The organism is Pedobacter hiemivivus, from assembly GCF_004331685.1.
GTDB lineage: Bacteria > Bacteroidota > Bacteroidia > Sphingobacteriales > Sphingobacteriaceae > Pedobacter > Pedobacter hiemivivus.
Window position 1 is genome coordinate 40,776 of record NZ_SJSM01000029.1, and the last position, 19,691, is coordinate 60,466.

Annotated in this window: 18 protein-coding genes, 1 pseudogene and 1 riboswitch; of the genes and pseudogenes, 9 read left to right on the forward strand and 10 right to left on the reverse strand. The window is 39.1% G+C overall.

Features of this window, described 5'->3' with window-relative positions; genetic code table 11:
* Positions 1-210, reverse strand: coding sequence for a hypothetical protein (locus tag EZ444_RS24480; RefSeq protein ID WP_131612324.1), 210 nt, complete (start codon positions 208-210; stop codon positions 1-3).
* 81 nt (positions 211-291) lie between these two features.
* Here EZ444_RS24480 and queG point away from each other — a divergent pair, with 81 nt between their 5' ends.
* The gene (gene queG / locus EZ444_RS24485) at positions 292-1,230 is read left to right on the forward strand and encodes a tRNA epoxyqueuosine(34) reductase QueG (RefSeq protein ID WP_131612326.1); all 939 of its coding nucleotides are present in this window, start codon (positions 292-294) and stop codon (positions 1,228-1,230) included.
* 32 nt (positions 1,231-1,262) lie between these two features.
* Here the strand turns inward: queG and EZ444_RS24490 are convergent, their stop codons facing one another.
* Complete coding sequence (locus EZ444_RS24490) at positions 1,263-2,243, reverse strand: 3'-5' exonuclease (RefSeq protein WP_131612328.1); 981 nt, start codon at positions 2,241-2,243, stop codon at positions 1,263-1,265.
* A 163-nt stretch (positions 2,244-2,406) separates the two neighbouring features.
* Here EZ444_RS24490 and EZ444_RS24495 point away from each other — a divergent pair, with 163 nt between their 5' ends.
* Both EZ444_RS24495 and EZ444_RS24500 read left to right on the forward strand, forming a co-directional pair.
* Positions 2,407-4,380 (forward strand): DUF3857 domain-containing protein, encoded by a 1,974-nt coding sequence (locus tag EZ444_RS24495; protein ID WP_131612330.1) that lies wholly within the window; start codon positions 2,407-2,409, stop codon positions 4,378-4,380.
* A complete protein-coding gene (locus EZ444_RS24500) occupies positions 4,377-6,293 on the forward strand; it encodes a DUF3857 domain-containing protein (protein ID WP_131612332.1) in 1,917 nt (638 codons plus the stop codon). The genes EZ444_RS24495 and EZ444_RS24500 overlap by 4 nt, the downstream gene beginning before the upstream one ends.
* Here EZ444_RS24500 and EZ444_RS27785 read toward each other — a convergent pair.
* The 6 genes from EZ444_RS27785 to mqnE form a co-directional block, all read right to left on the reverse strand.
* Entirely contained in the window at positions 6,279-6,401 is a 123-nt protein-coding gene (locus tag EZ444_RS27785; protein ID WP_256375307.1) for a hypothetical protein, read from the reverse strand. The genes EZ444_RS24500 and EZ444_RS27785 overlap by 15 nt on opposite strands.
* Before the next feature lie 2 nt (positions 6,402-6,403).
* The gene (locus tag EZ444_RS24505) at positions 6,404-6,922 is read right to left on the reverse strand and encodes a C40 family peptidase (protein WP_131612334.1); all 519 of its coding nucleotides are present in this window, start codon (positions 6,920-6,922) and stop codon (positions 6,404-6,406) included.
* Position 6,923: 1 nt separating this feature from the next.
* Entirely contained in the window at positions 6,924-9,533 is a 2,610-nt protein-coding gene (gene mutS / locus EZ444_RS24510) for a DNA mismatch repair protein MutS (protein ID WP_131612336.1), read from the reverse strand.
* Between the two features lie 86 nt (positions 9,534-9,619).
* The gene (locus EZ444_RS24515; protein WP_131612338.1) at positions 9,620-10,345 is read right to left on the reverse strand and encodes a menaquinone biosynthetic enzyme MqnA/MqnD family protein; all 726 of its coding nucleotides are present in this window, start codon (positions 10,343-10,345) and stop codon (positions 9,620-9,622) included.
* Positions 10,346-10,354: 9 nt separating this feature from the next.
* Entirely contained in the window at positions 10,355-10,966 is a 612-nt protein-coding gene (locus EZ444_RS24520; RefSeq protein WP_131612341.1) for a histidine phosphatase family protein, read from the reverse strand.
* Position 10,967: 1 nt separating this feature from the next.
* Complete coding sequence (gene mqnE / locus EZ444_RS24525; protein ID WP_131612343.1) at positions 10,968-12,161, reverse strand: aminofutalosine synthase MqnE; 1,194 nt, start codon at positions 12,159-12,161, stop codon at positions 10,968-10,970.
* Positions 12,162-12,311: 150 nt separating this feature from the next.
* On the opposite strand from mqnE, the gene EZ444_RS27920 reads away from it, so the two are divergent.
* Together EZ444_RS27920 and EZ444_RS24530 are read left to right on the forward strand one after the other, a co-directional pair.
* The gene (locus tag EZ444_RS27920; protein ID WP_394347794.1) at positions 12,312-12,521 is read left to right on the forward strand and encodes a DUF6965 family protein; all 210 of its coding nucleotides are present in this window, start codon (positions 12,312-12,314) and stop codon (positions 12,519-12,521) included.
* Complete coding sequence (locus tag EZ444_RS24530; protein ID WP_131612345.1) at positions 12,514-13,305, forward strand: NIPSNAP family protein; 792 nt, start codon at positions 12,514-12,516, stop codon at positions 13,303-13,305. The genes EZ444_RS27920 and EZ444_RS24530 overlap by 8 nt, the downstream gene beginning before the upstream one ends.
* A 210-nt stretch (positions 13,306-13,515) precedes the next feature.
* Here the strand turns inward: EZ444_RS24530 and EZ444_RS24535 are convergent, their stop codons facing one another.
* A complete protein-coding gene (locus EZ444_RS24535; RefSeq protein WP_131612347.1) occupies positions 13,516-14,001 on the reverse strand; it encodes a lipocalin family protein in 486 nt (161 codons plus the stop codon).
* Between the two features lie 115 nt (positions 14,002-14,116).
* Here EZ444_RS24535 and EZ444_RS24540 point away from each other — a divergent pair, with 115 nt between their 5' ends.
* The 4 genes from EZ444_RS24540 to EZ444_RS24555 all read left to right on the forward strand — a co-directional run bounded on the left by EZ444_RS24540 (position 14,117) and on the right by EZ444_RS24555 (position 19,352).
* Positions 14,117-15,244 carry a trans-sulfuration enzyme family protein gene (locus EZ444_RS24540; RefSeq protein WP_131612349.1) on the forward strand — a complete coding sequence of 376 codons (1,128 nt, stop codon included), beginning with the start codon at positions 14,117-14,119 and terminating at the stop codon, positions 15,242-15,244.
* A 149-nt stretch (positions 15,245-15,393) separates the two neighbouring features.
* A riboswitch (SAM riboswitch) is annotated at positions 15,394-15,507 on the forward strand.
* Positions 15,508-15,736: 229 nt separating this feature from the next.
* The gene (locus EZ444_RS24545) at positions 15,737-17,041 is read left to right on the forward strand and encodes an O-acetylhomoserine aminocarboxypropyltransferase/cysteine synthase family protein (protein WP_131612351.1); all 1,305 of its coding nucleotides are present in this window, start codon (positions 15,737-15,739) and stop codon (positions 17,039-17,041) included.
* A 3-nt stretch (positions 17,042-17,044) separates the two neighbouring features.
* A complete protein-coding gene (locus tag EZ444_RS24550) occupies positions 17,045-18,103 on the forward strand; it encodes a homoserine O-acetyltransferase family protein (RefSeq protein ID WP_131612353.1) in 1,059 nt (352 codons plus the stop codon).
* 7 nt (positions 18,104-18,110) lie between these two features.
* Complete coding sequence (locus EZ444_RS24555) at positions 18,111-19,352, forward strand: homoserine dehydrogenase (RefSeq protein WP_131612355.1); 1,242 nt, start codon at positions 18,111-18,113, stop codon at positions 19,350-19,352.
* A 74-nt stretch (positions 19,353-19,426) separates the two neighbouring features.
* Here the strand turns inward: EZ444_RS24555 and EZ444_RS24560 are convergent.
* Positions 19,427-19,691: pseudogene (locus EZ444_RS24560) on the reverse strand (IS4 family transposase); the annotation flags it as partial.

Consider the following 19,691-nt stretch of genomic DNA (forward strand, 5'->3'; position numbering starts at 1 on the left):
TTATTTATGAAAAAACAGCCAATAAATCAACAAGGCAATAACTAGTAACGGTATAAGCCATCTTAATACTACGGCAGCACCATTGATATCCTTTTCCTCTACGGCTTCACGGGGTGGTCCGGGATCTGCCTTATGTTTGTCATAGTCATGTTCTATTGGTTTGTGTTTGTGGGGATGGTCTTCGCTATGTTGCTCCTCTTTATTTTCCATGACTTTAAGTTTTGGTTTATTAAATTAATAACAAATGAGCCCATAAAAAGTTTACAATACAAAGCCTTATCTTTGCGGCTTATGATAAGCAATGCTTCCAAATACAGCAAAATAATTAAAGCCGAAGCCCTAAGGCTAGGTTTTATGCAATGCGGTATTGCCAAAGCAGATTTTTTAGAAGAAGAGGCGCCTAAGTTAGAAAGTTGGTTACAACAAAACCATCATGGCCAAATGGCCTATATGGAGAATCATTTTGACAAACGACTAGATCCAAGGTTGCTCGTAGATGATTCCAAATCAGTGATCTCGCTTACGCTTAATTACTTTCCTGATGCGGAACAAACTGATCCTGATGCCCCAAAGATCTCTAAATATGCTTATGGGATGGATTATCATCAGGTGATTAAAGATAAGCTGTTCCAATTGCTAAGCTTTATTAGTGAGGAAATTGGAGAAGTTGCAGGTAGAGCTTTTGTAGATTCAGCACCAGTGCTAGACCGCGCCTGGGCAAAACGTGCAGGTATTGGATGGATTGGTAAAAACAGCAATCTCATCAATAAAAAGAGTGGATCGTTCTTTTTTTTAGCTGAACTTATCGTAGATCTGGACTTGGAATATGATAACCAATTCGAGACCGATCATTGCGGCACTTGTACAAAATGTATCGATGCCTGCCCTACTGACGCCATTTTATCACCTTATGTGATAGACGCAAAGAAATGTATCTCCTATCTAACCATTGAGCTAAGAGAAGAAATTGATACGGGATTTAAAGACAAAATGGACAACTGGATGTTTGGTTGCGACGTTTGTCAGGATGTATGTCCCTGGAACAGATTTTCGGCCCCGCATACCGAGCCCCTATTTAAACCTAATGAGCAATTATTAACGATGAAACGTGAGGATTGGCTAGACATAACAGAAGATGTTTTTAAAACCATCTTTAAAAACTCGGCTGTTAAGCGCACCAAATTTAAAGGACTAACCAGAAATATAGATTTCATAAAAAAGACCCTATAAAAGGGTCTTTTTTAATATTATAATGATTGTATCTATTTACCAAACTTCATTTTCAGCTGTTCTAACATATCGTTAGTCACATCTACAACAGGCTTTTCTTTCTTTACAGGAGCAGCTTGTGCTTTTTCCTGAACTTGTTGCGGTCTTGGCGGTTGTTTTGCTCTATTGGCTTCGGCTAGCTGTTGTCTTTCCTGCTTAAGCAAGTCTTTCTTTTTGCTCCACCTTGCCCAGATCTCATCTAGCTTTTTCTTAGTATACAATGGAAAATCACCTTGTTTCATCCAGGCATAATAGCTAGGCTCGGTATCGAATACCTGCTCTACAGTTTTGCCTTTGTGTTTACCAAAGTTGAATATTTCTTCTTCATTTTCATTAAAAACCATCCTTCCGGCAAAATCAACCGGCTTGTTCATATTGGTAAATGTATGAAGTGCGTCTACATCATTTTGCACAGGTCTGGATATCTTACCTTGTTTATCTTCAAAATCAACGTCTTTATAACGCTCAATTTGAGCCAACAATACATGGTAAGTAGCTGTAATATCAGCTTCAGCTGAATGCGCATTAATGATGTCTTTACCACAATAGTACTTATAAGCGGCACGTAAAGTACGCTGTTCCATCTGGTGAAATATATTCTGAACATCAACAAATTTACGGTCAGACATATCAAAGTCTATTCCTGCCCTTAAAAACTCTTCCAGTATTACTGGAATGTCAAATCGGTTAGAATTATAGCCAGCAAGATCCGCATCGCCAATAAACTCAGACAATTCGGCTGCAACGGCTTTAAAAGTAGGCGCTGTAGCAATATCCTCATCATAAATTCCATGTATCAATGATGAATGCAGTGGAATTGGCATCTCTGGATTAATGCGCATGGATTTGATTAGCTCAGATCCATCAGGCATAGCTTTTAATATAGCAATTTCAACAATACGATCGGCACCAACATTTACTCCTGTGGTTTCCAAATCAAAAAATGCGAGTGGGCGTTTTAAATTTAATTTCATTTCAATCTTTTTGGTAGCACTTCAAAAGTCGTAAAAATCATCCATTAATCCTTAACATATTTGATAACACATTAATTTCTATCTGAATAATTTGCAATGCATTTTTTTATTCAGATTTCTACTTTTATCTTGCAGTTTATAATTATACCTTAAACGCTCATTAATGAGGAATCTTTTCTTTCTACTCTCTTTTTTTTCTTCTACCACCCTATTTGCACAGGATTTCGACTACCTTAAGGTGAGTCAGGCTGACCTAAATTTTACCAAAACAAAACTGGATAGCAATGCCAATGCAGTAGTATTGCGTGAATTTGGCACAGCTGCAGTTAGATTCGATGATAATTATGGCAATTTATATATAGACTTTGAATACCATGTCCGGATAAAAATCCTGAACAAAAAAGGTTTTGAAAGTGCCAATATTGTCATACCCTTGTTCAGGAGTGGAGACAAAGAAGAAACAATTGAGGAACTGAAAGCAAGCACCATCAACTACGTAAACGGTATAATCTCTCTGACAGAGCTTGATAAAAAGAAAATATTCACAGAAAAAATGAATAAGTATGTTACGCTTAGCAAGTTTACCATGCCTAATCTGACCGAAGGAAGCATCATAGAATATAGTTATCGGTTACACTCCCCAAGAATCTTTAATTTCAGGACCTGGGAATTCCAATCCAATATCCCAAAGTTACACAGTGAATACATTGCCATGATTCCAGGCTTATATAACTATAATGTTGCTTTGCGAGGGGCGCAAAAGCTAACTTCACAAAATGCAGAGCTAAGTAGGGAGTGTCTCAGAATTGCTGGAAGAGCTATTGATTGTTCAAAAATGACGTATATCATGAAAGACATACCCCCATTTATTGAGGAGGACTACATGACTGCCCCAAGCAATTTCAAATCGGCTATTAATTTCGAATTGTCGGACTATATCACCTCTAATGGAGCTAAGCAAAGTATCACCAAAGAATGGAAAGATATAGATTATCAATTGGTTGATGACAAATCTTTTGGTAGCCAGATTAAAAAAAAGGATCTTTTTAAACCACTGCTACCCGATATACTAAAAAATACAACCGACCCGCTGAGCAAGGCTAAAGCGATCTATTCTTATATAAAGCATAACATTAAAGAAAACGGTTTTATTGGAATATACAGTGAAAACACAATTAAAAAGGCATTAGAAACACATACGGGGAATACCGCTGATATTAATCTGGCACTAGTTGCGGCATTAAATTCGGCTGAAATTGATGCCGAAGCTGTTATCCTTTCAACTCGTGTAAATGGCCTTGTCAATACACTATTTCCGGTAATCAGCGACTTTAACTACGTCATCGCAAAAGTAAATATCGATGGCAAATCTTATTTATTAGATGCTTCAGAACCCTTAATGCCATTTGGCTTACTTCCTTTGCGTTGCATAAATGGTCAGGGACGAGTAATTCCATTAAAAAAACCATCCTATTGGTATGATCTTACTGCCAGTCAGAAAGAAACAACACGGTATAACTTAACTGGCGAACTTGGAAAAGACGGTAAAATAAAAGGAGTATTAACCACCTACTCCATCGGCTATGCGGCTTTCAATAAACGCAGAAGGATCATGGCCGCCAACTCTATAGATGAATTTGTAGAGAAGCTTGACGAAAGTATGCCAACGATCAAGATTGTTAAACATGAGATAAAGAATCTGGATAGCCTCGAAAACCCGCTTACTGAAATTTATGATGTCGAAATATCAGCCTTTCAGAACATCAATCATGATCCCCTATTCTTCAATCCTTTTTTTATTGATAGGACTACCAGAAACCCATTTAACTTAAATGAACGTACCTACCCGGTAGATTTAGGGAGTCAAACGGAGCAGCGCGTCTCTATGTCCATTAAGCTACCCGACAATTACACCTTAGCCGATAAGCCCAAGGAATTAAATATAGGTTTACCAGGCGCAGGGGGCAGATTCTTGTGTACAACGTCCTTAGAAGATGGTATATTGGTATTCAATCAACTATTGCAGTTCAACAAACCTATATATGGACCCGAAGAATACCTGGGACTTAAGGAATTATACAGCAGAATCATTCAAGTTCAAAAAACCGATATTATCCTTAAAAAGCAAGGTAAATGATGATCAAACAAATCGGCCTAACAGCCCTTATTTTCTGTTCTTTCAACAGTTTTTCGCAGGTTGAATATCCGACGGATCAGATCTCTGCAAACCTGAAAAACCGCGCCAATGCTGTAGTCAGGAAGATGGAGACCAGGGTTGACATGCGCTCAGGCGACAATGTGATCATGAACATAAAAAAGGTAGTTACGGTACTCAATAAAAATGGGGACTCACAAGCAGAGATTGCTTTATTATATAATAAAAACACAGCTATTAAATCTGTTAAAGGTTTAATTTTTGATGCTTTTGGTAAGGCTACCAGCAAATTTACGCTTAGTAATTTTACCGATCACAGTGCCGTGAGCGATTTTTCGTTGTTTGAAGATGACCGCATGAAGCATTTTGAACCCACAGTACTTTCTTATCCCTATACAATAGCCTACGAGTATGAGGTCAGATTTAAACAAAACCTGATTATACCTGACTGGTATGCCAGCCGTACAGCCGATGTAGCAGTGGAGAACAGTAGTTACACATTTATCTGCAAACCTGATGATAAAGTAAGGATAAAGGCCTTTAATTATAAAGGTGAACCAGAAGTGGTCCTAAATGACAAGTTCAAAAGTCAGACCTGGACAGTCAAAAACCTGGCTGCTTTTAAACCTGAACCCTACGCTCCTGATCCTGAGAATTATCGCTGTCACGTTAAAATAGCACCTGAGGATTTTAGTTATTACGGCTATAAAGGAAAATATCAAAACTGGGATGAATTAGGAAAATGGATCTATACGGAACTGGTTAAAAACAGGCAAACCTTGAGCCCTGCTACCGTAGAAGAGGTTAAAGCTTTAGTAGCGGGTATACAAAATGACAAAGACAAAGCACGGAAGGTTTATGAATATGTACAGAAAAAGACCCGTTACATTAGTGTACAGGTAGGAATTGGGGGCCAGCAGCCTATGTTAGCCAGCGAAGTCCATCAACTGTCGTACGGAGACTGTAAAGCACTGGTTAATTACACCCAAAGTTTACTGAAAGCCATAGATATCCCATCCTTGTATTGCATCGTAAACGCAGGAAGTTTTAAAAAGGACATGGAACCTGAATTTGCGAGCATGAACCAGGGAAACCATATCATTCTTTGTCTACCGCTAAAAAATGACACCACCTGGTTAGAATGCACAAATCAGGAAAGCCCTTTTGGCTTTCTAGGCAGTTTTACGGATGATCGTACCGTATTGGCTTGTACGGAAGATGGTGGAAAAATACTCAAAACCCCAGCCCTATCTACACAAATGAATTTGCAAAACCGCAAAGCAGAACTTGTACTTGATGCGGAAGGAAACATCAATGGAACGATGCAAACAACTTGTAGCGGCTCGCAATACGACAACTATGCTCAATTTGTGAATCAACCAATGAAAGAGCAGTTGAAATTACTGAAGACAACCTATGATGTAGATAATATTGATTTCGATGCCTTTAAATTGACACAAGATAAGGGCAACGCACCTGTCACAATGGAATCGCTACAACTCAGCATTCAGAAATATGCACCTAGAACCAATAATCATATATACCTGGTCCTAAATGCATTCAATAAAAAACGCAGTATTCCAGAAGTAAGAAACAGAACCTTACCAGTTTTTATCAATAGAGGCTACACTGATATTGATGAGCTTACTTATACCCTTCCAAATGATGTTGTAGTTGATATGCTACCTCAGGGCACTGAAATTAAGACGGTCTTTGGTTCGTACGGCATTAGTGTAAGGAAAGTAGACAAGAAGATAATATACCGCAGAAAGCTTGTTTTGAATAGTGGAACCTACCCGGCTGATAAATATACCGACTTCGCAGATTTTATGAGCTCAGTAAGCAGCTATGACCAGATGAAAGCTATTTTTAAAACGGAACTAGCTAAGAATTAGAATTCCTATGCCTATTCCAATTACCATAATCAAGTACATCAGGATCTCTGTAGTGGCAAACTTTTTATACTTGGTCCAGAATGAGATGTCGTGTTTTGGCTTGTTCATGGTTATTTTTTTAATGATCCTGCCTTAACAAAAGCTCTTTGATAAGCTGGAATGCTTAAATCATCTACAACTACTCCTCGTGTGGTTGAAGCATGCACAAAAAAATTATGGTTAAGGTATACGCCAACATGATCCACCGTATTACCACCAAAAGAAAAGAAGATCAGATCACCTTCATTTAAATTGGCTATACTTTTCTCGTTTACCACATCAGCCTGATCTCTTGATCTTCTTGGCAGCACACTGCCATAAATATTTTTTTGTAATAAAAAGGCAAAGCCCGAGCAGTCTACTCCTGTCTTATCCAATCCTCCCAAAGCATATTGCACCCCTGTCCAATCATTTATAAAGCGATACAATTCCTTGCTTTTTAAATGCGACATGGCTTCGGCCGCCTTAGCAGCTATAGTTGATCCTGCAGCAGGTCTTGCAGTATATTTTCTTGAACTACAGGCAGAAAAAATCAGCATCACTACTATCATCAATAACAAGCTTTTATTCAGCGCCTTTAGCTCCTTCATATTACTCTTTAATTAAACGTTGTATCTCATCTAATTTCAACAATGCCTCTACTGGAGTCAATACATTTACGTCCAGATTATTGAGCATATCCCTGATTTTAACTAAAACAGGATCATCCACGGCAAACATATGTAACTGATATGCCTGATTTTGAACCTTTTTAATGCTGTCTTTTATACTCTGACCTTCAGTGCGATCTATCTCTAGTTTCTTTAAAATCTCGTTAGCCCTGTTGATCAGTTTTGGTGGCATACCAGCCATTTTAGCCACATGGATACCAAAACTATGCTCACTACCACCTGGAATCAACTTCCTTAAAAAGATCACTTTATTCCCTACTTCTTTTATAGAAACATTAAAGTTTTTAACGCGGTTCATGGTGGTAGCTAACTCATTTAGCTCATGATAATGCGTTGCAAAAAGCGTTTTAGGTTTTGCTGTTGGATGCGTATGCAGGAACTCAGCAATAGCCCAGGCAATGGATATTCCATCATAAGTACTTGTACCCCGACCAATCTCATCCAGTAAGATTAAGCTGTTATCAGAGATGTTATTCAGGATACTGGCAGTTTCATTCATCTCTACCATGAATGTACTTTCTCCAGATGATAAGTTATCAGAAGCACCTACACGGGTAAATATCTTATCCACCAGACCTATTGTGGCCGCTTTAGCGGGCACAAAGCATCCCATCTGGCCCATCAGTACAATTAAGCCTGTTTGTCGCAGTATGGCCGACTTACCGGACATATTGGGACCGGTAATAATAATCAGCTGCTGCGTATCGTTGTCCAAAAATACATCATTGGTGATGTACTCTTCCCCTACAGGAAGGCGTTTTTCTATAACCGGATGTCTACCACCCTTAATATCCAACACTTTTTTCTTGTTCAGTACAGGTTTTACATAGTGGTTTTTAACCGCAAGCTGGGCAAAGCAAAGCAATACATCCAGTTGGGCGACTAAAAACGCATTCAGTTGTATTGGTCTGATATAAGCAGCGACTTGATTGATCAATTCGGTATAAAGTCTTACCTCTATTTGTTGAATCTTTTCTTCGGCTCCTAATATCTGCTCTTCATATTCTTTTAACTCCGGAGTGATATAACGTTCGGCACTTACCAGGGTCTGTTTCCTGATCCAGTCTGCCGGCACTTTATCCTTATGCGTATGCGTAACCTCCAAATAGTATCCAAAAACATTATTAAAGGCTACTTTTAAGGAAGGAATACCTGTTATTGCGGCTTCTCTCTTTTGAATTTCTACCAGATAATCTTTTCCACCAAATGAAATCTTACGCAAACGGTCAAGCTCTTCATCTATTCCATCTGCAATTACATTTCCTTTAATCAGCAATGCTGGTGGATCCTCCTGTAACTCTCTCTCCAGCTTTTCTCTGATGCTTAAGCAAGGATCCAGCTGATCGGCCAATGCCGTCAGAAAAGGATTCTGAGTTTCTTCAGCAAGCTTCTTTACGGTTTCTATGTGATACAAGGATTTCTTTAACTGACACAATTCCCTCGGGCCAACCCTCAGCAAGCCAACTTTAGAAATTAACCTTTCCAGATCACCAATTTGCTTGATATGTATTAAAAACTCTTGTAGCAATGGATCATTTTTCACCAGGAAATCGACCATCCCTAAGCGTTCTTCAATGGGTTTTAGTTCCTTTAATGGCATAATTATCCACTTATGGAGCAAACGGGCACCCATTGGAGTACTGGTTTCATCAAGTATCTGGAAAAGCGTTACTGCATTCTCATTGGCCGAACTTACCAATTCCAAATTGCGAATGGTAAACCTATCCAACCACATATACTTATCTTCTTCCAAGCGGGATATGGAAGTAATGTGCTTTAAATTGCGGTGCTCGGTTTCGTTTAAATAATGTAAAGCTACACCAGCTGCAACGATACCAGTTTGCAACCGATCTACTCCAAAGCCCTTTAAGGAGTTAACTTCGAAGTGTTTATTTAAAATTTCATTGGCATAATCGCTGGTAAAAGCCCAATCATCCAAATGATAAGTATAAAACCGATTGCCAAACAGCTCTAAAAATTCTTTTCTTTTGCTTTTTTGAAAAACAACCTCATTGGGTTTGAAGCCTTGTAAAAGCTTATCAATATACTCCGTACTACCTTGTGCGACATGAAATTCACCTGTAGAAATATCTACAAAAGAAACACCCAACTGGGTTTTATCAAAGTAAACTGCAGCTAAATAGTTGTTAGACTTCTGACTAACGATATTGTCACTATAAGCCACCCCTGGTGTAATCAGTTCAGTTACCCCTCTTTTTACAATGGTTTTAGTTGTTTTAGGATCTTCCAGTTGGTCGCATATCGCCACCCTCTGTCCTGCTCTAACCAGTTTTGAAAGGTAATTATCTAATGAATGGTGGGGGAAACCGGCCAATTCGATTGCTCCATTTGGTCCTATCCCTCTCCGCGTTAGTACAATCCCCAGAATCTGGGCTGTCTTTACCGCATCCTCACCAAACGTTTCATAAAAATCGCCTACTCTAAAAAGCAATAATGCACCCGGATACTTTGCTTTAATAGCGTTGTATTGTTGCATTAACGGGGTTTCCTTAGTATTATCTTTAGCCAAAATGATTTCAGTTTACAAAATCGTAAAGATACTATTTGAGGCGTAGGCTTTACGTTTTGTTGAAAATTAAAAAAATGTGAATAGGTTTATAGTTTTGCTATGTACGATAAAAACAAAGCCAGGGCCTCGCGCTTTTTATCGGTTAGCTCAAAATCCAGTTTATGCAACAGGTAATCTTCCAGATCAAAATTATCGAGTTTAGGCAAGTCCAGCAGCAGTTCTTTGCGTTTAGACAAGCCAAAAGCCAGTGCCTGATTAAAATCATTAATAAATCCTTGCGGAATAGCTTTATTGGCTACCCATGCCGCATAAACAAAAGGCAGACCGGTAAAATTCATCCACTCCTCGCCCATATCGTAGGCAAATGGAAAATCATCCCTTCTACCAAAAGTGCGGTCGCCAATTAAAACAATTGCATCTGCATCAATGGGCTCATCTGTAACGTAGCTTACGGCCTGTTTAAAATGAAATTTCAATAAAACCTTAGCCAGGTTATTAGAGGTTCTTGATTGACTATCCAGTCTTACCGTTTTGATTTCGGCAACTGGCACTTTACTAAAGATGAACACGGAATTTACCGCGCCTACAGATCCGATACAATAGTCGGCAACAATGTTGGCATTGGGTACATGAGGAATTGCAGCTACAGGGATCAATCCGATATCAACCTGTCCATCAATCAATTTAGCAGCGCAATCTGTAGGAATATCTAAGCTCAAATCGATCTGATCCAATAAGGCTGAATGTTCAATTCCGTAAATAAAAGGTTTGGTATTGGTATAGGAAACGGCAGAAATTTTAATCTTATTCAACAGTAAATGCTATTTTAAATGATCAGTATTGTTAAACGCCGTAATCACAAATTGATCACCGGTAAGTTCAACTTTATATAGGGTAGTATTTTGATGCGGAAATGAAGTCATTTCGGAGATCGGCATGTTGGTCAACAAACATAAAAACAAGCGCATTGCGCGACCATGCATGCAGATCAAAATGGTTTTCTCGTCGGTTGCGCTTTTGATAATCTCAAGCGCTTCTTTTTCACGCAACAGCACATCATTCGGACTTTCGCCACCTTCAAAATGGGCATCGTAATCTCCGCCATCCCATTGCTCCACGATGCCTTTAAAAGCAGTAATGGCATTTTCATCATTAGGTTTACCTTCCCACACACCCCAGGCAAGTTCATCCAATCCAGCAAGTTGTTCCCATGGCGTTCCTCCATCAATAAAACCTTTAACAGTTTGATGCGTACGCTTTAATTTAGAGGTATATACCTTATCAAAAGACACATCTTTATAAGCAGCATAAAATGCAGCAGCCTGTGCCCTTCCGGTATCATTCAGATCGCTATTGATACCTCTACCTTGAACTATTCCTTGTTTGTTTAAATCGGTTTCACCATGCCTGATGATGTATATTTCCTTATCCATTTTAATTGATTACGGGCAATTTATAATATTGTGGTTTCGCTTCATCTTCAAATACAACGTTGGTATAATCAGTTACCACATTGTATAAAGTATCCCGTTCAATCGGCTTACGATTTACCTGTTTAATCAGGTTTACCAGTTCCTGGGTATTCATAGCTGGGGTTTGCTCTTCTGCTCCTGCCATAGAGTAAATCTTAGTGGTATCGTCTAAGGTACCATCAATGTCATCTACACCAAAATTCAAGGATAGCTGTGCAGTTTGCCTGCTGATCATCGCCCAATAAGCCTTGATGTGATCAAAATTATCCATATAAATACGGGCAATGGCGTAATTCCTCAAATCCTCAATCACTGAAACCTCTGGTACATTGTCCATCTGGTTGTTCTGATTTCTGAATTTAAGTGGTATAAATGCCTGAAAGCCCCCACTCTTGTCTTGTTGCTGACGCAGGCGTTCCATGTGGTCTACTCTATGCCAAAACTGTTCTATGTGTCCATACAACATCGTTGCATTGGTCTTCATACCTAATTTATGTGCTTGCTCATGTATATCAAGCCATTGCTCGGCATTGCATTTATCATGAGCTATCTTTTCTCTTACTTCAGGATGGAAGATTTCAGCACCACCGCCTGGCATAGAATCCAGACCGGCTTCCTGCATATATTTCATACCATCATAATGACTTAACTTCGCCTTTTTGAAGATATAGTAATACTCTACCGGAGTAAGGGCTTTGATATGAAGATCAGGACGATGTGCTTTTGCTTTTCTAAAAAAATCGCTATAAAACTCCAGGTTCTGCTTTGGCACTACACCACCGGTAATGTGCACTTCGGTAACTGGCTCATTGTCGTATTTCTTCAATACATCAATCATACCATCTACACTCATCTCCCATCCTGATTCACGCTCTTTAATCAGACGCGAATAAGAACAAAATTTACAATCGTATACACAAACATTTGTAGGTTCGATATGAAAATTACGGTTGAAATAAGTATTGTCGCCATGTCGCTGTTCCCGGATGTAATTTGCCAGTACACCAAGGTAGCCTAGCTCGCCATGTTCATAAAGGTAAACACCTTCATCAAATGTAATCCTTTCCTTATTTTGAACTTTGAGGGCAATTGATTTTAGTTCAGCTGAAAGATCAGCATCAGCTAAGATCAAAGCAAGTTTTGAAGTCGTATCCATTTATGATGTATAATGAGCAAAAATAGTATAAAATCATTAGATACCTCTTTTTTTAACCGATTTTACCTGTCAGTATTATGTAAAAGAGCTTCTCTTCAGAAAAGGAAATACATACGTTAAAGAATCTCAATATTTGGCTACATTTGCAACATGACAATTGACGAACTAGAAGCCCATTTTTCAGGAATAGATTTACCCCAGTCACTAGAACTTTATCCAGGCACCAAGCTAAACAATGTAGCCCAGTGCATCGACACCCACATCACCCTATTAAAAATACACGGAAACGTAAGACCCTTCGAATGTTTTTACGACCGTCTCATAAAAATCAAAGAACTTATTGAAAGTCAACATGAATAAACTATCCATCCTCTTTCTCGCCTTACTAATGCCCATTAGCTATCTTTATGCAAATAATGGCAGCAGAGATTTCTACCAAATAAAAGTCTACCATTTAAAAAGTAGCGAGCAAGAGAAAACAGTGGATGATTTTTTAAAAACGGCCTACCTGCCAGCTTTGCATCGCGCCGGAATAACCAATGTAGGTGTTTTTAAGCCCCTGCAAAATACAGACACAAAAGGGACTGAGAATAGTGAAAAACTGATTTATGTTTTTATCCCCTTCAATTCTTACACGCATTTCACTAAGACTGAAAACGCCCTTGAAAAGGACCTCAAATTCAGGAACGAAGGAAAAAGCTACCTGGATGCGCTACACACCGATGCTCCTTACGAAAGAATAGAAAGCATCCTACTTAATGCTTTTGAAGGTAGTCCGAAGTTCAACACACCAAAATTAAGCGCCCCCAAAAAAGATCGTGTTTACGAACTCCGTAGCTACGAAGGTCCAACTGAAAAGCGCTATAAAAACAAAGTTGAGATGTTCAATAAAGGCGGGGAAATCGGTCTCTTTAAAAGACTTAATTTTAACGCTGTCTTTTATGCTGAAGTAGTCTCTGGAAGCAGAATGCCTAACCTTATGTACCTGACAACCTTTGAAAATAAAGCTGACCGTGATGAACACTGGAAAACATTTGGAAAAGACGAATACTGGCTGAAACTGAAATCTATGCCTGAATACCAAAACAATGTATCTAAAAACGATACGCGCTTCCTCACACCAACCGATTACTCCGACATTTAAGAGAACAAGAATAACGCAAGAAAAAGAACACACAAAAAAAGGAACCTACCAAAGTAAGTTCCTTTTTTTGTGTCTTTTAATGTTGTTCTTTTTTTGTGTTTACACAATACTGTTGCGCTTTGTGACCAGAAAAATTACCTTCACTGAAAGAGCCTCAGCGTTCTTCGCTTTTCAGCGAAGCAATGCAGCTCTTGAAGAGAACGGTTATTTTTATTTTTGAGCCTTAGCGAAATTCAACACTATATAAGCCGTTCCACTACCATATTCTACAGGCGTTTTAATCACCATACCATCGCCATTAGCAGATGCGATCACCAATCTATAACCTTCTGTTACATTTTTAGCTTTATCACCTTCATACAGTTTTTTAAATTGGAAAGTATCGTCTTTAGGACTAGCCGACCAATAAATAGTTTGCATTTTAGCACCACATTCACCACCTAATGTATAACTACCATTACCACTATTGGTTAATCTCCAGGTACTACCCACAAAACACTTGTACGATGATTCACCAAACAACGATTTAACAGAAGCTTGTGGAACCCCATCAAATGTAATATCATTTAAAACCCAGTTACCGGTTATGTCACCTCTTCTTACGGGTTGAGTTGTTGCTGCACCTTTTGGCGAGCAACTTTGCAACACCATTATTGCACTGCAAAAAATGGCTGCTATCAGGAATATTCTTTTCATATCAAGTATTTTTACTTTTTAAATACATAAATCTTGCCAAAACTTCAGCATAATAATTTTTACCTTTAACCTGATCATCGCTTAACGCAATTATTTAGTATTTAACCCCATAATAATGAGAGCAGAAACCTTAGCAATACATGCCGGAAATTTATATAACATCAGCACACAAGATGTTACACCACCGATAAATTTATCTACAACTTTTTTAAGAAATGAAGATGGTGGATATTCTGGTGGACACATGTACAGCAGAGTCAGCAACCCAAACAGATCTGCTCTTGAAAACACTATCGCTGAGTTAGAAAAAGGAGCTGATGCCTGCGCCTTCTCCTCCGGAAATACTGCTGGAATGTCCGTTTTCCAGGCCTTTAAGCCCGGAAGCCATATCATTGCGCCCGACGATATGTATTGGGGCTTTAAAAGACAACTACAGACCATTTTTGCCGACACCTTATCTATTGACTTCATCGACCTCACAGATATTGAATTGATTAAGCAGCACATCAAACCAAATACCGTGATGATCTGGACAGAAACACCATCCAACCCCTTGTTAAAGATCACTGATGTGGCCGCTATAGCCGAAATAAGTAAAGCAAATGGATTGATATTGGCCTGCGATAGCACCTTCGCCTCTCCTTGCCTGCAAAATCCAATTGCGCTGGGTGCCGATATCGTGATGCACTCTTCAACCAAATACATTGGTGGCCATAGTGATGTGCTTGGTGGCGTTTTGATTACCGCTGAGAAAAATGAGTTCTGGGAAAAGATCAGAAACATACAACAGATTGGCGGAGCAGTCCCTTCTCCTTTCGACTGCTTCTTACTGGTTCGAAGTATTAAAACATTGTCCTATAGAATGCGCGGACATTGTGAAAATGGAATGGCACTAGCCCTTTACCTTCAAAATCATCCTGCAGTTGAAACTGTATATTATCCCGGACTACCTACTCACCCTGGACATGAGATTGCAAGGAAACAAATGAGTGGTTTTGGGGGGATGCTATCTATCCTTGTTAGAGGTGGCGCTGCAGAAGCGCGTAGAATTGTAAATCAGGTAAAGCTATTTGCACAGGCAACCAGCCTTGGTGGCGTTGAAAGCTTAATAGAGCATCGCGCATCTGTAGAGGGTCCAGACACCAAAACCCCACAGAATTTAATTCGGATCTCCGTAGGCCTTGAGCATATAGACGACCTAATTGCCGATTTCGAGCAAGCTTTAGCAGTAAAACAGTTATAAAACGAACCAAACAAATAACTTTATATCACTAAATATTAGATACTTACAAAGTATTCAGAATTAAATTTTGGATATTTTGTAAGTTACGCCTACATTTGAATTATTATTTAGCGAAAGCTAATCAAGTCAACCTTCTTAATTCAAGGTTTGATTTATAAAGAAGTGGCGAGAGACAGGCTCTTTGACCCACTGGCAACCCTCCCAAAATGGAGAAGGTGCCAATTCCTGACCAGCCGGCATGGTGCCGTTTGGAAAGATAAATTTAAACGTATGAAAACTATTACTTCTAATCTTAATCATTATTGTTGCCCGCCACTTACCATGTGTATGTGCTGTTGCATGCAATAATCATTAAATCTTCCTTTTGCATTTCTTGTAATCCATCCGGAAGGCCCTTTAGGGGTACGCTAAACTACTATATACTTTCATGCCTTTTTATGCCTGTTGGTATCCTCCTAAGAAATTAATTACACCATATAAATTAAACACAATATGTCGGCTTCTCATAAATTTGAAACATTACAAGTACACGCAGGTCAGGTAATCGATCCAACAACCGGTTCCAGAGCTGTACCTATATATCAAACTACTTCTTACGGATTTAAAAGCTCTGAACATGGTGCAAACCTATTTGCCCTGAAGGAATTTGGAAACATCTACACCCGGATCATGAACCCGACTACGGATGTATTTGAAAAACGTGTAGCAGCCCTTGAAGGTGGCGTAGCAGGCTTAGCAGTAGCATCTGGACAAGCAGCACAATTTATTGCATTAAACAACATTTTAGAAGCTGGCGATAACTTCGTTTCCTCATCTCACTTATATGGTGGTTCTTACAACCAGTTTAAAGTTGGCTTTAAACGCTTAGGTATTGAAGTTAAATTTGCCAATGGCAATGATCCTTCAGATTTTGAAGCTAAAATTGATGCCAATACAAAAGCAATCTTCCTGGAAAGTATAGGTAACCCTGCTTATAGCATCATTGATTTCGAAAAGATATCAGCTATTGCCAACAAACATGATTTGCCTTTAATTGTAGACAATACTTTTGGTTGCGCAGGATACCTGTTTAAACCATTAGAGCATGGTGCACACATTGTAGTTCAATCTGCGACTAAATGGATTGGCGGACATGGAACCAGCATTGGCGGTGTAATCGTAGATGGTGGAAACTACAACTGGGGAAATGGTAAATTCAGTCAATTCACTGAACCATCTGAAGGTTACCATGGATTGGTATTTAATGAGGTGTTTGGAAATGATGGTCCTTTCGGAAATATCCAGTTTATCATTCGTGCCCGTGTAGAAGGTTTAAGAGATTTTGGTCCTGCCATCTCTCCTTTCAACTCCTTCCAACTGCTGCAAGGCTTAGAAACCTTGTCACTACGTGTACAACGTCATGTTGACAATGCACTTGCATTAGCGACCTGGCTTGAAGGCCATGAGGCTGTAAAAAGCGTAAACTACCCAGGCCTGGAAAGCAGTCCATACCACGCCAATGCTAAAAAGTACTTGCAAAATGGCTTTGGTGCTGTATTGTCTTTCGAATTACATGGCGCTAAAGAAAAAGCTACTTTATTGGTCGACAGCCTTAATTTGGTAAGTCACCTGGCCAATGTTGGAGACGCAAAAACACTAATCATACAACCTGCAGCAACTACCCATCAGCAATTAAGCGAAGAAGAACAAATTAGCGCTGGTGTTACCCCTAATCAATTGAGAGTGTCTGTTGGTATCGAGCATATCGATGATATCAAAGCCGATTTTGAACAAGCTTTTGCTGCTATAAAAAAATAAGTAATGAGTACAATATCCACATATAATTACACCAAGACCTTTAAGCTTGAAAGTGGCAAGAAGCTCCGTAAGCTTGAAATTGCCTATCAAACTTATGGTAAACTGAATGCCAAAAAGGATAATGTAATTTGGGCCTGCCATGCACTTACTGCCAATTCTGACGTATTGGATTGGTGGAAAGGATTATTTGGCAACAACGCCTTATTTAATCCTGAAGAGCATTTTATCATCTGCGCCAATGTATTGGGCTCGCATTATGGTAGCACCAACCCTTTAAGTGAAAACCCGGTAACGGGATTACCTTATTACCTTTCCTTCCCCGAACTTACGGTGAGGGATCAGGTTTCGGCGCACCGCTTGCTTGCTGCACATTTTGGTATTCAGCACATTAAAGTATTGATAGGTGGCTCTTTGGGCGGACAGCAGGCTGTGGAATGGGCAATTATGGATCAAGGGATCGTTGAGAACCTTATCCTGGTAGCCACAAACGCGGTTCACTCTCCATGGGGTATCGCATTTAATGAAAGTCAGCGCTTAGCCATTAGCACCGACCGTAGTTTTTATGCACAAAAGCCTGATGGTGGTCTAAAAGGATTAAAAGTGGCCAGAAGTATCGCCTTATTGTCATACAGAACTTACGATGCTTATACAGCTACTCAGCTGGAAAGTGTAAATGATAAGACGGGTAACTTTAGAGCTTCTTCTTATCAGAATTACCAGGGAGAAAAGCTTTGCAAGCGCTTTAATGCTTACAGCTACTGGTACCTAAGTAAAGTAATGGATAGCCACAACGTTGGCAGAGGAAGAAACAGCGTAACTGATGCGCTGGCATTGATCAAAGCGAACACGTTGGTGATCGGCATTGATAACGATGTACTTTTCCCAATCTCTGAACAGGAATTTCTGGCAAAAAATATTTCAGGAGCTGAATTTCATAGCCTTAAATCAGCCTATGGCCATGATGGATTCCTGATAGAAACTGACGCATTGACAAACATCATTGGCAATTTCCTGAAGGAAAGCATCAACAAGAAAATAATTAAATTACATAAAACAGCATAATAATTAGATGAGCAAGAAACTTAAAATTGGTTTATTTGGTTTTGGGGTAGTTGGACAGGGATTACATGACATTATCCGTGGTCAGGATTTGAATCTTGAAATCATTAAAATCGCCATCAAAAACCCTGATAAGAAGCGTACTTTAGATGCGCACCTTTTCACAACCGATCATAATCAACTGTTAAACAACAGTGAGATCAATACAATCGTAGAATTGATAGATGATGCTGAGGTTGCTTACAACATTGTTAAAAGAGCATTAATTAGTGGTAAAAACGTAGTTTCTGCGAATAAAAAAATGATTGCCTCACACCTTGCGGAATTGGTTGAATTACAAGAAAAGCATGATGCTTCCTTACTATATGAAGGTGCAGTATGTGGTAGTATTCCAATTATCCGTAACCTGGAAGAGTATTACGACAATGAGCTGCTTCACGGCATCAGCGGTATATTCAATGGTTCGTCAAACTATATTTTATCCAAAATATTTAATGAGAACATGGAATATAGTGTAGCCTTAAAACAAGCACAGGATCTTGGCTTCGCAGAAACTGACCCGATTATGGATGTTGGTGGATACGATCCTAAATTTAAACTGGCTATTGCAACTGCACATGCTTATGGTTTATTCATCAATCCTGATAAAATTCTTAATGTTGGTATTCAGAACCTTTCTGAGAACGACATCAGGTACGCAAGAGAAAAGAACTTTAAAATTAAATTGGTACCTACTGCACGTAAAATAAGTACTAAACAAGTCGTGACTTATGTATTGCCAAAGTTTGTGAAGTCTGACGATTTCCTTTTCAATGTAGAAAATGAATACAATGGTGTAACTGTTCAGGCTGCCTTTGCCGATAAACAATTCTTTTTTGGAAAAGGAGCTGGTGGCCACCCTACTGGTGCAGCCGTATTGTCGGACATTGCCGCTTTAAGATATGGTTACCGTTATGAATATAAGAAATATCATCAGCACAACGGACTTGTGCATACTGATAATGTAAGCATTGAAGTTTACCTGCGCTATACGCATGAATACACTGTAGAGAAATTGCAGATTGAGAACATTGTAGAAAGATTCTCACGTGATGACTACAAATACGTTATTGGAAATGTAAGCTTAAAAAGCTTGATGGCCAACCGTGATTTGTTGGAGCAAAAAGATGTGTTCATTGCCCACACAGGAAAATATACTTATACTGAGCAGCAGATTAAAGCTGTAGCAGATGAAGCCTCACTAGTTAGTTAACTAGTATTTGTTTTGATCATAAAAAAGGCCCCAAATTGGGCAGTCATGGTCGGAAGAAATTCCGACCATTTCTTTTATGTCTTGAAAAACAGTCCAGGATCTCCTCCACATTGTACGACAATTAAAGCCATTGCCAGGTCTCTGACTTCCATAGCTAGTCTTCTTTTAGCCGTTTTATAACTTAGGTCGTTAGCTTTTTTATACATCAGGACCATCATTGCCACAATTAAGGTCATGTATAAGATGATCTGTATTCCATTCTTGTTCAATGAGATAAGGTGACTTAGATTGAGTTCCTGTTTTAAAAAACGAAAGAATACCTCGATATCCCACCGCCGT

Excerpts from the sequence above, each read along its gene's own strand:
- EZ444_RS27920 (WP_394347794.1), top strand. The coding sequence starts at position 12,312 with ATGACAATTGACGAACTAGAAGCCCATTTTTCAGGAATAGATTTACCC.
- queG (WP_131612326.1), top strand. The coding sequence starts at position 292 with ATGATAAGCAATGCTTCCAAATACAGCAAAATAATTAAAGCCGAAGCC.
- EZ444_RS24540 (WP_131612349.1), top strand. The coding sequence starts at position 14,117 with ATGAGAGCAGAAACCTTAGCAATACATGCCGGAAATTTATATAACATC.
- mqnE (WP_131612343.1), bottom strand. The coding sequence starts at position 12,161 with ATGGATACGACTTCAAAACTTGCTTTGATCTTAGCTGATGCTGATCTT.
- EZ444_RS24490 (WP_131612328.1), bottom strand. The coding sequence starts at position 2,243 with ATGAAATTAAATTTAAAACGCCCACTCGCATTTTTTGATTTGGAAACC.
- EZ444_RS24520 (WP_131612341.1), bottom strand. The coding sequence starts at position 10,966 with ATGGATAAGGAAATATACATCATCAGGCATGGTGAAACCGATTTAAAC.
- EZ444_RS27785 (WP_256375307.1), bottom strand. The coding sequence starts at position 6,401 with ATGAACAAGCCAAAACACGACATCTCATTCTGGACCAAGTATAAAAAG.
- EZ444_RS24555 (WP_131612355.1), top strand. The coding sequence starts at position 18,111 with ATGAGCAAGAAACTTAAAATTGGTTTATTTGGTTTTGGGGTAGTTGGA.
- EZ444_RS24530 (WP_131612345.1), top strand. The coding sequence starts at position 12,514 with ATGAATAAACTATCCATCCTCTTTCTCGCCTTACTAATGCCCATTAGC.
- EZ444_RS24505 (WP_131612334.1), bottom strand. The coding sequence starts at position 6,922 with ATGAAGGAGCTAAAGGCGCTGAATAAAAGCTTGTTATTGATGATAGTA.
- EZ444_RS24500 (WP_131612332.1), top strand. The coding sequence starts at position 4,377 with ATGATGATCAAACAAATCGGCCTAACAGCCCTTATTTTCTGTTCTTTC.
- EZ444_RS24545 (WP_131612351.1), top strand. The coding sequence starts at position 15,737 with ATGTCGGCTTCTCATAAATTTGAAACATTACAAGTACACGCAGGTCAG.
- EZ444_RS24495 (WP_131612330.1), top strand. The coding sequence starts at position 2,407 with ATGAGGAATCTTTTCTTTCTACTCTCTTTTTTTTCTTCTACCACCCTA.
- EZ444_RS24550 (WP_131612353.1), top strand. The coding sequence starts at position 17,045 with ATGAGTACAATATCCACATATAATTACACCAAGACCTTTAAGCTTGAA.
- EZ444_RS24535 (WP_131612347.1), bottom strand. The coding sequence starts at position 14,001 with ATGAAAAGAATATTCCTGATAGCAGCCATTTTTTGCAGTGCAATAATG.
- EZ444_RS24480 (WP_131612324.1), bottom strand. The coding sequence starts at position 210 with ATGGAAAATAAAGAGGAGCAACATAGCGAAGACCATCCCCACAAACAC.